This is a genomic window from Desulfoluna spongiiphila, assembly GCF_900101345.1.
GTDB classification, from domain to species: Bacteria; Desulfobacterota; Desulfobacteria; order Desulfobacterales; family Desulfolunaceae; genus Desulfoluna; species Desulfoluna spongiiphila.
The window spans coordinates 125244-138913 of record NZ_FMUX01000012.1; the positions used below are offsets into that span (position 1 = coordinate 125244).

At 56.8% G+C, this 13670-nt stretch carries 11 protein-coding genes; 10 read left to right on the top strand and 1 reads right to left on the bottom strand.

From position 1 onward, the window contains the following. Positions 1–377: 377 nt before the first annotated feature. A complete protein-coding gene (gene rapA, locus BLQ12_RS16410) occupies positions 378–3152 on the bottom strand; it encodes an RNA polymerase-associated protein RapA (protein WP_092212000.1) in 2775 nt (924 codons plus the stop codon). A 338-nt stretch (positions 3153–3490) separates the two neighbouring features. Here rapA and BLQ12_RS16415 point away from each other — a divergent pair, with 338 nt between their 5' ends. The 10 genes from BLQ12_RS16415 (at position 3491) to BLQ12_RS16455 (ending at position 13660) form a co-directional block, all read left to right on the top strand. Continuing rightward, positions 3491–4207, top strand: coding sequence for a hypothetical protein (locus BLQ12_RS16415; protein ID WP_092212002.1), 717 nt, complete (start codon positions 3491–3493; stop codon positions 4205–4207). Positions 4208–4253: 46 nt separating this feature from the next. Beyond that, on the top strand, positions 4254–5120 hold the full coding sequence (locus tag BLQ12_RS16420; RefSeq protein WP_092212004.1) for a hypothetical protein: 867 nt from the start codon (positions 4254–4256) through the stop codon (positions 5118–5120). A gap of 45 nt (positions 5121–5165) precedes the next feature. Further along, positions 5166–5996, top strand: coding sequence for a hypothetical protein (locus tag BLQ12_RS16425; protein ID WP_092212005.1), 831 nt, complete (start codon positions 5166–5168; stop codon positions 5994–5996). 226 nt (positions 5997–6222) lie between these two features. Further along, positions 6223–6900 carry a DUF2293 domain-containing protein gene (locus BLQ12_RS16430; protein WP_092212007.1) on the top strand — a complete coding sequence of 226 codons (678 nt, stop codon included), beginning with the start codon at positions 6223–6225 and terminating at the stop codon, positions 6898–6900. Positions 6901–6979: 79 nt separating this feature from the next. Beyond that, complete coding sequence (gene zupT / locus BLQ12_RS16435) at positions 6980–7822, top strand: zinc transporter ZupT (RefSeq protein WP_226860183.1); 843 nt, start codon at positions 6980–6982, stop codon at positions 7820–7822. A gap of 244 nt (positions 7823–8066) precedes the next feature. Further along, positions 8067–8204: a hypothetical protein gene (locus BLQ12_RS27500; RefSeq protein WP_175469871.1), complete on the top strand. Its 138-nt coding sequence runs from the start codon at positions 8067–8069 to the stop codon at positions 8202–8204. 495 nt (positions 8205–8699) lie between these two features. Beyond that, positions 8700–10010: a histidinol dehydrogenase gene (gene hisD, locus BLQ12_RS16440; RefSeq protein ID WP_092212009.1), complete on the top strand. Its 1311-nt coding sequence runs from the start codon at positions 8700–8702 to the stop codon at positions 10008–10010. A 94-nt stretch (positions 10011–10104) separates the two neighbouring features. Then, the gene (locus tag BLQ12_RS16445; protein ID WP_092212011.1) at positions 10105–11313 is read left to right on the top strand and encodes a DegT/DnrJ/EryC1/StrS family aminotransferase; all 1209 of its coding nucleotides are present in this window, start codon (positions 10105–10107) and stop codon (positions 11311–11313) included. A 722-nt stretch (positions 11314–12035) separates the two neighbouring features. Next, a complete protein-coding gene (locus BLQ12_RS16450; RefSeq protein ID WP_092212013.1) occupies positions 12036–13031 on the top strand; it encodes a TRAP transporter substrate-binding protein in 996 nt (331 codons plus the stop codon). Between the two features lie 80 nt (positions 13032–13111). After that, a complete protein-coding gene (locus tag BLQ12_RS16455; RefSeq protein ID WP_092212015.1) occupies positions 13112–13660 on the top strand; it encodes a TRAP transporter small permease in 549 nt (182 codons plus the stop codon). Positions 13661–13670 lie beyond the last annotated feature (10 nt).

Here is a 13670-nt window from a genome sequence, read left to right on the forward strand (position 1 = left end):
TCCGCGGCCTGCCCATGCCCTGCGCAATGCCTTACCCGTTGAGGTGATAAGGGCACGCTTAATATACAGATGCACAATTAAAAAAACGCCGGGTAACTATTCAGTTCAAACAAGCCTCCGGCGGCCCTGTCGGGGGCCAAGTTTTTGAAAAGTTTGATAAACAGGTTAAAAAAACAGATTCAGTTTAATCTGAACCATAGGCGAATGTGATTTTCCCTGAGGAACGAAGGGGAAAGCGCATTCGCAACCTGCTTTCGAGGTGGCTCACCTCGCCGCCGGAGGCAAGCTTTTTCTACCCAACTTTAACCATAGAAGGCATCTTTTTGCCGGTTTGATTTTTGCGGTGTCCCTTTTAAGTCCCCGGAGTCGCGTTACCGTCATGGCATGAGCAGAATCAGGCGCAGGGAATCAAGGCGGATGCGGCATCCTCCAAGGGCGGTTTCCATGGCGCGTTTTTCGGTGACAAGGGCGGTGAGTTCGGCGTCGGTAACGTCGGGGTTGGTGGCTTTCAGGGCGGTGAGGCGGGAGATCTCACGGTCCATGAAGGCTGCCATGGCGACGGTGGCCGTATCGGTTAGGGCGCGGCTTTGGGCGTCCATTTCAGCGGTGCCTTGCTTCATGATCCCGGGAAGGAGTTCCCGGACCAGCGAGGGGTGTTCGGAGAGCCATGGGGTCGGCAGGTCTTCCAGGGCTTCGGAGAGATCTCCGGGGCTCCACCGGTCGGTGACCTCTTCCCCCGCGTGGTTCAAGACCATGCGAAACGGGGCGGTGGGGAGGAACCGGTCCACGCGCAGGCGGGCAGGGGCCACGCACTCGGGTACCCCGAGAAGTTCCACCAGGAGTCCGTTTTCTTCTGCTCCCGGAAGGCAGGCCAGGGCCGCGTTGCCGGTATCCGATCCGAGGAAGGACTCCAGGGCGCCTACCACCATGGGGTGATCCGCGGTTAAGAATTCGATCTCTTCGCGTTTCAGCGCGGTGTTGCGGTCAAAGGTGACCACCAGGGGGTTGCGCCGGAAGGGGGGCAGGGGAAGGGAGGGCTCGTCGCTCTCCTTGAACTCCAAAAGCACGGTTTTTCCATCGGCCATGTCCACCTCGATGCCGTGGTGCCTGAAGAGGCGGAGGATAAAACCGGGAAGCTCCGGGGCGCTGTCCTGTGCGTTGACCATGGCAAGGAGTGCTTTGATGCGTTCGGGACGGTTGGCCGAGAGCTCAAGGAGCCTGTCCCGCCCCTTTTCCAGGGTTGCTGCAAGGTCTGCGGTGACCCGCCGGGTTTCTGCCAGGAGTTCATCCAGCTCGGGTACGGGCACATGGCCGGTCTCCATGGCCTGGTCCATGAGGCCGTCAAGGGGGGCTTTGAGGGTGGCCCCGATGGCATGAAGGCCCGGCACGCATCGGGAAAAAAGGCCCATGGCTTCGTACCAGCGCGCTGAGATCTCGGTTGCGCTTTGGGCAAGAAAGGGCACGTGGATGGTGATGTCGTGCTCCTGGCCGATGCGGTCCAGGCGGCCGATACGCTGTTCCACTTTTTCCGGGTTGGTGGGCAGGTCAAAGAGGACCAGGTGCCTTGCGAATTGAAAATTTCGTCCTTCGCTGCCGATTTCCGAACAGATGAGAAGGCGGGCGCCGTCTTTTTCCGCGAACCATGCGGCGTTACGGTCTCGGCGGATGAGGGGCATCTCTTCGTGGAAGAGGGCGATCTTCACAGAGAGGTGTCGTGCAAGGGCGGATTCAATGGCACGGGCCTTTTGGCGGGTCGTGCAGATGACCAGGATCTTTTCATGGCGGTGGGCCTTGATGTGCCGGGCCAGCCAGTGGATTCTGGGGTCATCTGCGAGGTCCGGCATGGGCGCATCCTGGTCTTGTTCATGGCGAAGCTCTTCGTGGTGCAGGGCGATGGCCCCGGCCGTGGCGTCGAGGCTGCAGAGGTTGGGCACCCGACCGGCAAATCCCTTGATGGACTTTCGGGTGTTCCTGAAAATCACCCGGCCGGGGCCGTGGCGGTCCAGGAGGTCCTCCACCACGGCGAGGCGATCCGATCCGGGGGCCTTGGTCAGGGTGGAAAGGGTGTTCTGCTCCGGAAGGGTCAACGCCTTGTTGTCCAGCAGTTTTTCGGCAAGGGCCGCCACCTTTCGGTGACCGTCTGCTTCCCGCTTGTAGGCCTCAAATCCTGGGTAACGGGCGGGGTCTAAAAGACGAAGCTGGGCAAAATGGGCTTTTTGTCCCATCTGCTCCGGCGTGGCCGTGAGAAGGAGCAGGCCCCGGCTGGCACGGGCCAGTGCCTCCACGCATTGGAAGCTGTGACCCTCGGGCTCCATGTGGTGGGCTTCATCCACCACCACCATGTCAAAGCCTGCGGTAAGGGCGTTGAGCATGTGTTTTTCCGTTTTTAAGGTGGCCAGGGGGGCCAGGATTAACTGGTCGTCTGTAAAGGGGTTGCCTGCCGGATCGCGCTGTGCCGCTTCGGCGAGATGCTCGGCATTTGCGATGCGAAAGTGGAGGTTGAAGCGCCGCAGGAGCTCCACAAACCATTGGTGTACCAGGGCATCGGGGACAAGGATCAGGACCCGGGATACCTGTTCGGTCAGGAGCAGGCGATGGAGAATAAGGCAGGCCTCGATGGTTTTGCCCAGGCCCACCTCATCGGCCAGGAGCACGCGGGGGAGGCGGCGTTCGGATACTTCCCGGGCGATGTGAAACTGGTGGCCGATGAGGTCCACGCGTCCTCCGAGGAACCCGCGCACCGGAGAGGCCTTGGCCTTCAGGTGCTGGGAGAGGGCCTCAGCGCGCAGGTCAAAAAGGGCAGAGGCATCGGCAAAACCGCCCGCCAGGCGGTCCACGGGCGAGGAGAAGCTCAAGGTGTCGGAGAGCTCGGATTCCGGCAGCTCGTGGCCGTTGCCGCAGTAGACGAGAATCCCTTCGACCTCTTCCACGGTGTCCACGGAAAAAGAGGCCTTGTTCCGGCTTGTGACCGCATCTCCGGGTTTGAAGGTGACCCGGCGCAAGGGGGCGGCAGCCGCGGAGTATTGCCGGGTGCAGTCGCTCTCTTCAAATCGGACGGTGACCCGCCTTGTTTCCACGGCCCAGACGGTGCCCAGCCCCAGTTCCGGTTCGGTTTCACTGACCCAGCGTTGACCCACAACAAATGGATTCATCAATTGCGTTTCCCTTCACCCTCATCAGGCTTGCGTGTGTTCAAGTCCTCGGCCATGGGATCATGGCAAAGCGCCCGATGGAATATACCAAATTGACTGAAATATCCAGCCCATTTTGCAGGGTGACGCAGCCGACGGGTAAGCTCCCGTATTGGGCAGGAGGAGGCTCTGGAGCAGGTGCAATGGCTGTTTCGCTTTCCCTGCCCCGGGGGAAGTCGTTGTTGAAATTTATCCCGATATTATGCATCATGATTCATGATGGGTTTACGGTTTTTCGGGGCCCGGCAACACATACGACGGGGGCGATGACTGCCCTCGAAAGAAAACGAGGTGAGATTATGTATAAGGAAAACACCCGCAGGACATCCTGCATAAGTGTCGGCTCGGTGGGGCGTGCCCTGATGGCCGCTGCCCTTATCGTTGGTTGGGTGGGCCCGTTTTCCCTTGCCGGGGCGGCGTCGTATGGCAAGTCCACGGAGGCCGCATCCCAGGGAGCACCGGTCTCCGAGGCCGGGGTCCCAAACGGTCCGGCTGAAAACCAGCCTCCCTCCAACGCGGAGATCACCAAGCCCAGCGGGTCCACCGAAGCCCTTATGGATGCCTACAATCGCAGGCTCCAGAGCGTGATGGACCAGGCCGATCCCTTTACGTACGTCACCCCCGAGGAAGCATTTTCCGCGTCCAGGGCGCTGAAGAACAATTCAGAGTACAGGAAAGCCCTGGAGCTTTACTTGCAGTTGGTCGGTGAAGGCGAAAAACCTGCAGGGGGAACGCCCGACGTCGGGGATCCCGGTCTTACCGGACAGGATGACGAGACGCGAAAGGGCGCTCTGGAAACATACGATGCCCTCTACGACGCATTGCTTGAACAGGCCAAAGCCCATGAGAACCTGGGGCAGGTCCCCGATGTCCGGGAGTTGATCGAAGAGGCCATGGCATCCATGGCCGAGGACGGCACCGGTGTCGACGCTGCCGCCACAGAGCTTTACAAAGAGATCATGGAGAAGGTCGCGGGACAGGCTGGGACGCAGCCCCCGGAAACGGGCGCACCTTAGATATAGCCTTATCGAAGGTTAATGAAACAGTCATGGCAGGAGCGGTATGGATGTGTCACCGTGGTTGCTGGTGGGGGCCTCAGCGGTTCTGTGTATTCCCCTGGCCCTTGAATTGAGGCAGATGACGCGGGGAGGCCCGTTGGCCTTGATCGGTCTCTACCTCTTTTTTTTTCTCGGGAGTTGCTCGCTTATCGACCGTTTTCTGGTGGACATTCCCGTGGCGGGTCTTGGAAAACCCCCGGCGCTTGTGGATGGGCTTGAGACCCGGTTGAGGAAGGATCCCGTGTGCAGGGTGCTTGCGCAATGTGACCCCCAAGGGTACCAGGCGCTGGTTGACTGCATGGCGGCGTCCGGGTTGAGTTCCATGGCGCAGGCCTATGACTCTCCGGAGGTCAACAGAATCCTGGCGCAGTCTCTCCATGCCAACCTTCCCAAGGCCTCGGATAGTGCCCTTGTTCACTACATGCAGGCGACACTCAGGGAGCTTCAGGAGACGGCATGGGATCGGCCGGATGCGTGTTTGACGGTGGGTATGGGGCAGGATGCCGGGTGTGACCGGGCCTACTTTATAGGGGAAGAGATGCGCGATCTGTATACCGGGGTGTTCATGGAGGTTCTGTCCTCCGCGTCCCGGGGGGGGCACCCCGTCCCCAGCCGAACCGCCTACAATCAGGCCATGAAGGCCGTCATGGAGGAACTTCGAGCCGGCCATGGCAGTGAGTTGAGGCTCCTTAAGGATCCCGGGCGCTACGTCAGGGACGAAGAGGACCGAGCCAGGTATTGCCGCCTGGTTACCTCGTATTATGAGGCCATCGCTTTTCAGCCGTCTGAGGAAGCCGGGGCGATACTCCGCTGGGTGTGTGCTACGTCTGCTGTTGCAGAGGGCGGTATTCGGCTGAGTTTCAGTGAGTGACCGGCCCTTGAGGGCCAAGAGAACCGCGTGAGAAAGGACCGGAGCATGTTGCCGTGGATCTGCATGGGGGGAGCGGTGGTCGTCAGTGTGGTGATGGCCCACGAACTGGATCAGAAATTTGCCCCGGGGCGCGGACTGTGTATCGTGTTCGGGTTGTTTCTCTTTTTTTTGAGTGTGACGGTTATCGATCGGTATGTGGCACCCATTCCGCCTTTTAAAATGCCTGAGTCCCGAACCGTCCGCGAAGAACTGGAGGACGAGGTGTCCCGGGATGCCATTTACGGGGTCCTTAAAGAAAGGGACGCCCGGGCGTATGAGCTGGTGGTGGGGTTGCTGTACTCCCTTCGGTATGAGAACGGTGACGAAGACGCCGTCATGGACCGGGTCAACGACATTCTCATGAAGGCCTTTGACGACGGCCTCTACCGGGCCACGGATGCGGCCCTTGTGCGTTTTGTGGAGTACAAGCTCCGGGAGATGGCAGATCTTTCCGCATACCATGACGGCTTTTGTTATGGCCCCCTCTGGGACGAGGGGGAAGGCGCCACCCGGGGTGGGGACATTTCGGAGGAGACCCGGGCTTATTTCCGAGAGGTGTTCGTGGCGGTGATGGCTCACTCTGTGGGACCGGGCAAGTTGCCTTCCGAGGAGCTCTACGATGAGGCCATGGTGCCGGTGGACGAGATGATGTATGCCCGGTTCGGCGAAGAGGTCCGTGTTTTTATCCAGCCGGATATCTATGTGAGGGATGCCGAGAACCGGGCGCGGTATTGTGTCATCATGCGCGGGTATTACGAAACAATCCTGGAGCAGCCCCCGGACCGGGCGGGGATGATCATGCGGTGGCTTTACAGGCCCTGGAGAGATCGGCATTAAGGCACATGGGTAACTGCCCAGTTTATGCCTTTTGGGGTTAACGTTAAACAAACTGGTTCTGTAATTATTCTTCAATAGATTTCACCTTAAAGGCGCATCCGCAACCTGCTTTCGAGGTGGCACACCTCGCCGCCGGAGGCCTCGCTTTTGTTTTTTCCTGAGCCTTTGACCATAGAAGGCATTTTGAGCTGAACCGTGACTACGTAAGATTGAATTAAGGATGGGTATGTCGGAAGAGAGTCGGGTCGTGAGGCCGGGAAAGGCCGCAAGGCACGTAATCGGTGAAAAAGGGGAGTCCCTTGTGGCGCCCCGGGGCTGGGCGCTTCTGCCTCCCGGGGATGCTGCTTTGACACGGCGCGTGAAAAAGGCCGGTCCCCACTGGCAGGTGCAGGAGAAAAAAGGGCGCAAACTTTTTTCCAGGGGTGTGTGGGCCCCGGCGGAGACCATCCGGTCCCTGCGGGTCATTCTGGAAACGGAACGGGAGACCCCTGCCTACAAGAAAAAGCGCGCAGCGGACAAAGCCCGGCGGGAGAAAGAGCAGGGTGCCTACGTGGAAGACTTCAACGGGGCTGTGCTGGCGTATCTCAAGTTTCATCCGTGCCACCAGGGGCTTGCCGAGGAGCTGGCAACGGCCGTCACCGAGCTCGCCTCCCCTGTGGGAAGCGGCACCGTGGCACGAACCCGCCGCATTCCCCTTGAGGAGCGGGCCGAGGCCGCGGTCATCGCCTGGATGCGCCACCAGACGACCGCCTACGACAGCCTGCGAATTGCCCGCGTCAAGGGGGAGCGCCGACGGGTCCGGCGACGCCTGGCCAAGGAGTCCGTGGCCCTTCTCCAGGGGTATCGGCGGGGTGAGCCCATGGTCGATTGTCCCTTGAAACGGGCCCTTGCGAAAAACCGTTGACACATGGGGGAACGCTCCGTCAAAATAAAGGCTCCGGTGTGCCTCTTCCAACCCCATGCCTGATGTACTGGAGCCTCCCATGTCCACAGCGATCCCCATGAGCACCGTCCTTTTCGCCTTCGGGCTTACGGCCTTTGCCGGGCTGTCCACCGGCATCGGCAGTGCCCTTGCCTTTTTTACCAAGAAGACCAACACCAAATTCCTGGCCGTCTCCTTAGGCTTTTCCGCTGGGGTGATGATCTATGTCTCCATGATCGAAATCTTTGTGAAGGCACGGGACTCCCTCTCACTGGCTGTGGGGCCTACCCTCGGGTACTGGTACACGACCCTTGCTTTTTTCGGAGGGATCGCTGTCATCGGAATCATCGATAAATTTGTTCCCTCCTTTGAAAACCCCCATGAATATCACAGAATAGAGGAGATGGGGCCGAACGGAGAGGCTGTGATGGCCGGGGCGGACGCGAAGAACGGTGCGCTTCTGCGTATGGGCATGTTTTCGGCCCTTGCCATCGGGATCCACAACTTTCCGGAGGGGCTTGCAACCTTCACCAGCGCCATCCAGGACCCCACCCTGGGGATCTCCATTGCCGTGGCCATTGCCATCCACAACATACCGGAGGGCATCGCCGTTTCCGTTCCGATCTACTTTGCCACGGGAAGTCGGAAAAAGGCCTTCGGGTACTCCTTTCTGTCCGGGTTGTCAGAACCGGTGGGGGCCCTTGCGGGGTATCTGATTTTCATGCGGTATTTCAACGATATGGTCTTCGGGTTGCTGTTTGCATCGGTGGCAGGGATCATGGTGTTTATTTCACTTGATGGCCTGCTTCCCACGGCCGAAAAATACGGGGAGCACCACCATGCCATTTTTGGTGTCATCGCCGGGATGGCTGTGATGGCCGTCAGCCTTCTGCTTTTTGCCTGATACGGATATGTCATGATGGACAGGGGCCTCCGGTGCTGTTTTTTTGCATCGGGGGCCCTTGATGTTTGGGGGCGAACCACGTGTCAGGTGGGCTCCATGCGTTTTGATCCTAAAATATTAGTCTATCCTAAAAAAACTATTTGACACGAAAACATCCGGTCTTATCTTGTAAGGTAACAAGAGATTTACCCCCGTTAAGAACCCGATAAAAAAATAAAAAATCCCAACCGGGAGAATAGATACCATGAAATTTACCGAAACCGAACACAACTACATTGAAACCGATGAAGAGCGTGAAGAGGGACACATTGACGTCAGGACTCCGAATCTGGAGTGCGAAGGCCCCCTCGGATGCGATCTCGGCATTGATGTGGCCGGATAAGCACATGGAAACAAAGCTCCGCCACAGACGGCGGAGCGCAAGACGTCATTAAAAAAAGGCGCCGAGAGATCGGCGCCTTTTTTATGTCGGCACGGCGGGTATGCCCTGCCTGTTCCTGGGGAGCCCGATGAGTCATCCCCATAAGCCAGAGGTGCAGGAGACGCATATTATAAGGAGGTCGTTTTGAGGGTGCCGCCGGGGGCCTGTTGGAAACGACAGGGGAGCTTCCGGGGTGCCCAAGGCGGATGACAACCGCGGGGTCATGGGCACTGGTGGACATGCATGGGGAAATTATTTTTCATCGATTCAGGATGTTGTCTGCTGGGTGGGGCTTGTTCTAAAAGATTCGAAAAGATTTTATAAAATAAATTCGAATAAACATTATAAAAAATATTGACACAAAAAGAGTCCCCGGCTATACATGATTCATCCTCACGTTGTGAGGGTCAAACGCAGTTTTTTTGGATTGATTTTATATACATGTGGAGTGTGTCAATGGAATTTATCAAGAAAGCAGAACTCAGCTTTGAAGAAGTAAGCGACCAGAAGCGCGTCATCGTCGAGGGGATCCTCAAGGACATCGAAACCCGAGGCGAAGAAGCCGTTCGTGAACTTGCCAAGAAATTCGACAACTGGGAAGGTGATTTCGTCCTTTCCGATGAGAAGAAAGCCAAGCTCATCGCCGAAGTTCCCGAGCAGGTCAAAAAAGACCTTCAGTTCGCCTACGACCAGGTATCAGGGTTTGCCAAGGCTCAGCGTGAGAGCATCGTTGAGTTCGAAAAAGAGACCCTTGAAGGGGTTCGTCTCGGCCAGAAGGTCATCCCCATGGAAGTGGCCGGTTGCTACGTTCCCGGTGGCCGTTTTGCCCACGCCTGTTCTGCCATCATGAGTGTTGCCACTGCCAAGGCTGCCGGTGTTAAAACCGTCATCGCCTGCTCCCCTCCCCGCGGTGAGAGCATTGCTCCTGCCGTTGTCTACGCCATGGAACTTGCCGGCGCAGATATCATTATCGAAATGGGCGGCGTTCAGGCCATTGCCACCATGGCTTACGGCCTCTTCACCGGTAAGGCTGCCAACATCCTCGTCGGACCCGGCAACGCCTTTGTCGCCGAAGCCAAGGCCATCCTTTCCGGTACCGGAACATGCGCCATCGACGTATTCGCAGGCCCCACCGAGTCTTCCGTCATCGCCGACAAGACTGCCGATGCCATGACCGTTGCGGTTGACCTGGTTTCCCAGGCCGAGCACGGCCTCGACTCTCCCGTATGGCTCCACACCGACTGCCGCGAGCTGGCAGAGAAGGTGGCTGAGCTGATGCCCAAGGTTATCGCCGACATGCCCGACCCCGAAACCCCCGCCACCTCCTGGAGGGATTTCGGTGAGATCGTTCTCTGCGAAGATCGCGAAGAGGTTGCCAAAGTCAGCGACGAGTATGCTTCCGAGCACGTCCAGGTCATGGCTGAAGACCTCGACTGGTGGACCAACCGTCTCACCAACTACGGTTCCCTTTTCCTCGGCGAAGGCTCCACCGTACCCCAGGGCGACAAATGCTCCGGCACCAACCACATCCTTCCCACCAAGAAGGCCGGTTACATGTCCGGTGGCCTCAACGTCCACAAGTTCCTCAAGATCATGACCTACCAGGAGATCAAGCCCGAAGCCAACAAAGTGGTCAGTGGTGCTGCTTCCCGTCTTTCCCGAGTGGAAGGCATGGAAGGTCACGCCCGCGCCTGTGACTGGCGTCTGCGCAAGTTCTTCCCCAACGAAGAGTGGGATTTCGAAGTGTACAACCAGACCAAGTACTAAGGGTCTGATCGGCTAAGCGCCGAAGCTTGACGATACGGGGTGGGGAGCCTTTGTTTGCTCCCCATCCCTGATTTTGAGATATTCAGGAGGTCGCATGGGAAACGCATCTGTCAAACGGTTTACCAAGGAATTTACTCAGCAGGAACCCATCAGTGAAGAGTCCATCGAACGTGCCGTGGAGATCATGCGCACGGGCAAGCTTCACCGTTACAATGTCAGTGCCGGTGAGAAGGGCGAAGCGGCTCTTCTTGAAGAGGAGTTTGCCGCCTATATGGGCGCGAAGTATTGCCTCTCTTGCGCCTCATGCGGCATGGCCATGTACCTCGCATTAAAAAGTGTCGGGGTCGAGCCCGGAGACAAGATCCTCTGCAACGCTTACACCCTGGCCCCGGTTCCCGGCGCCATTCACAACGCCGGTGCTGAAATCGTCCTGGTGGAGATCACCGACGATTACACCATCGACCTTGTGGATCTGGAGAAAAAAGCGGCAGATCCCGATGTGAAATGGTTCCTCATTTCTCACATGCGCGGCCACATCACCGACATGGATCGGCTGATGGAGATCTGTGAAAAGCACGGCCTGGTCCTTATTGAAGACTGTGCCCACACCATGGGCGCGTACTGGGACGGCAAGAAGTCCGGTTCCTTCGGCAAGGTAGGCTGCTTCAGCACCCAGACCTACAAGCACATGAACTCCGGGGAAGGCGGTCTTTTGACCACCGACGATCCCGATGTCATTGCCCGCGCCATCATCCATTCCGGTTCGTACATGCTCTACGAGAAGCACACCTCACGCCCCGGCATGGAAGTGTTTGAAAAAGTAAAGAAACTTACCCCCAATTACTCCAGCCGAATGGACAATCTTCGAGCCAGCCTTCTCAGGTTCCAGCTGCGTGATCTGGACACCCAGTGCCAGCGATGGAACGAGAGGTACCAGGTCCTTGAAGAGGGATTCAATTCAATTCCAGGGATGACCTGTCCCAAGCGTCCTGAAAAAGAGACGTACGTGGGAAGTTCCATTCAGTTCTCCCTTGCCGGGCAGGACGAGGCCACCATCCGCAAATTTTTGGCAGCCGCCTTGAAGCGCGGCGTGGAGTTGAAATGGTTCGGTGATTCCGAACCCGTCGGATTTACCAGTGCCTACGGAAGCTGGAAATACTTCGGCAATCTTCCGGAACTCAAAGAGACAAACCGCATTCTCGCCGTTATGTGCGACATGCGGGTACCCCTGACCTTTGATCTGGATGACTGTCGGCTGATTGCAGAGATTCTTCGGGAAGTTGCCGAAGAGGTCCTCTCTTAGATCAGCAGCACGGGACAGGGAGGGGCTCCCCCCTTCGCTCCTCCTGTCCCCCTTGTTTTTGTTTGAAGAGATTGATACGCGTGATCCTTATAATAAGGATCCGGTGATTGAGTGTTTTACATGCTGATGCGGGGGTCGTGTGCTTGAAAAAGCCCTAGGGCTGCCCAGGAATTATCGGGCGGTCTTCAGACCATCTCATCTTCAAGCAAGGGTGCAATCCCCTGTTTCTGTCACGCGGCCCCAAGGGAAGTGGCCTGAGCGGCGGAAAATACGGAGAGTGCGGATAGCATCCTTCATGCGGCGGCATCTTTTAAGGATGTCTCGAATCCAGGCAGGATCGGGGGCGGCATGAAAAATTAAACGGCAGGCCTTTTTGACGGGCAGGCTGTTCAGGTGACGCGGGAAGGGATTGATTCTTCCCTCCGGGATTTTTTTTGGGTCGATGTATGGTACACCACAGCATGCATTTGGCCCTCGGCGTAAAAGAAAACCGGGAGACAGAGCGTTTGCCTGCTGAGGTTCAGCATGTCACATTTTGCGTGCGGGGGTGGCCCGCATGTAAAGATGTCCTCTGGAAACAGGGGACCCGTCTCCTTCATTGGGGTCCAGGGACCGGATTACTCTGTATGTGTCAAATGTATACATTTGATATGTGTAACTTGAGCTCCGGCCTCCAGGGAAGGATGGCGGAACCTTTGACACAACGAAGTTAGGAGGAAGTGATGTTCAGGAAACTTTGTATTACCGCCATCGCAGTACTCGCCATGGCTTTCACCGTACAGGGTGTATCTGCCAAGCAGATTTTCCGTGTTGGTATGGGCGATGCCATCGAGTCTGACCAGGGTGCCATGGCCAAGCAGTTCAAGTCCCTTGTCGAGTCTCTTTCAAATGGCGAAATCGAGGTTCAGCTTTTCCCCAACGGTGCCCTGGGTACCGAAACCGAGATGCTCCAGAACTCCCGTCGCGGAACCCTGGATATGGCCTTCATCGGTGTGGGCAACGCGGTTCCCTTTGTTAAGCAGCTTGGTACCCTCACCATGCCCTACCTGATCGAAAGCCACTTCGATGCCATCAAAGCCACCACCGGTGGTCTTGGTGCGCACTGGAACGAGCTGGCCATCGAAAAAGGCGGCTTCCGAATCCTGGGATGGACCTACTCCAACTTTCGGTACATCACCAACTCCAAGCGTCCTGTCAGCAAGATTTCAGACGTAAAGGGTCTCAAGATTCGTATCCCCCAGAACAAAATCATCATGGCTACCCTCAAGTCCTGGGGCGCCAACCCTGTTCCCATGGCATGGTCTGAGACCTTTACCGCGCTTCAGCAGGGCGTTGTTGACGGTCAGGAAAACCCCTACATCGTTAACTACACCACCAAGTTCCACGAAGTTCAGGACTACCTGACCGAGGTACACTACCAGTACTCTCTGCAGCCCCTGATTGTTGGTGAGCGCTCCTGGAAAAAATACGATGACAAAACCCGCGCTCTCCTGACACGTGCAGGGATCGAAGCCCAGCAGTACTGCATCGCCTTCCAGATCCTGGAAGCCAAGAAGGCAAAAGAAGGCATGATCAAGGGCGGTGTTGAAGTCAGCACCCTCGAAGACGAAGAAGTCTGGAAAAAACTCGCCATGGAAAAAGTATGGCCTGAGTACTACGACTTCATCGGTGGTAAAGAGAACGTCGATCTCGTTCTTAAAGCCCTCGGCAAGAAGTAGTAGCTGATTAAAGGTGCTGCGAAGGGGCTTTTCCCGCCCCTTCGCAGCTCATCGTTCACCGGGTGAGGAGAATAATCCCCATGTTTGCAAAGCGTTTATTTAAACTGCTTGATAACATTGAAAGTTACATTTGCCAGATACTGCTAAGCTTTTTTGTTGTCATTCTGTTTTTGCAGATCGCTCTTCGGGTTTGCTTCAATTACGTCATTCCCTGGAGTGAAGAGATTTCCCGATTTGCGTTTGTATGGTTCGTCTTTTTCGGTGCCGCCTATGCTGCTCGACTGGCAGCTCACAACCGCGTGATGATTCAGTTCAAGTTGTTCCCCAAGGTGGTGCAGGATATCGCGATGATCGTTACCGACGCCATCTGGATCTGTTTCAACGTGGTGATGATCAAAAAGAGTATCGAGGTAATTCGTGACCTCACCGAGTTTCCCTTTCATTCTCCGGCACTGGAATGGTCCATGGCCTATGTGTACTGGATTTTCCCCATCAGTTTCGCGCTGATGACCATTCGAATCATCCAGGTGGACATCATGAAATACATTCTCAAAATCGAAATCAAGGACGTTGATTCCGTGGATCTTGAGGAAACCCAAAAAATGCTCTCTGAAGCAGAAAAGTCTTAGGAGGAAAAGG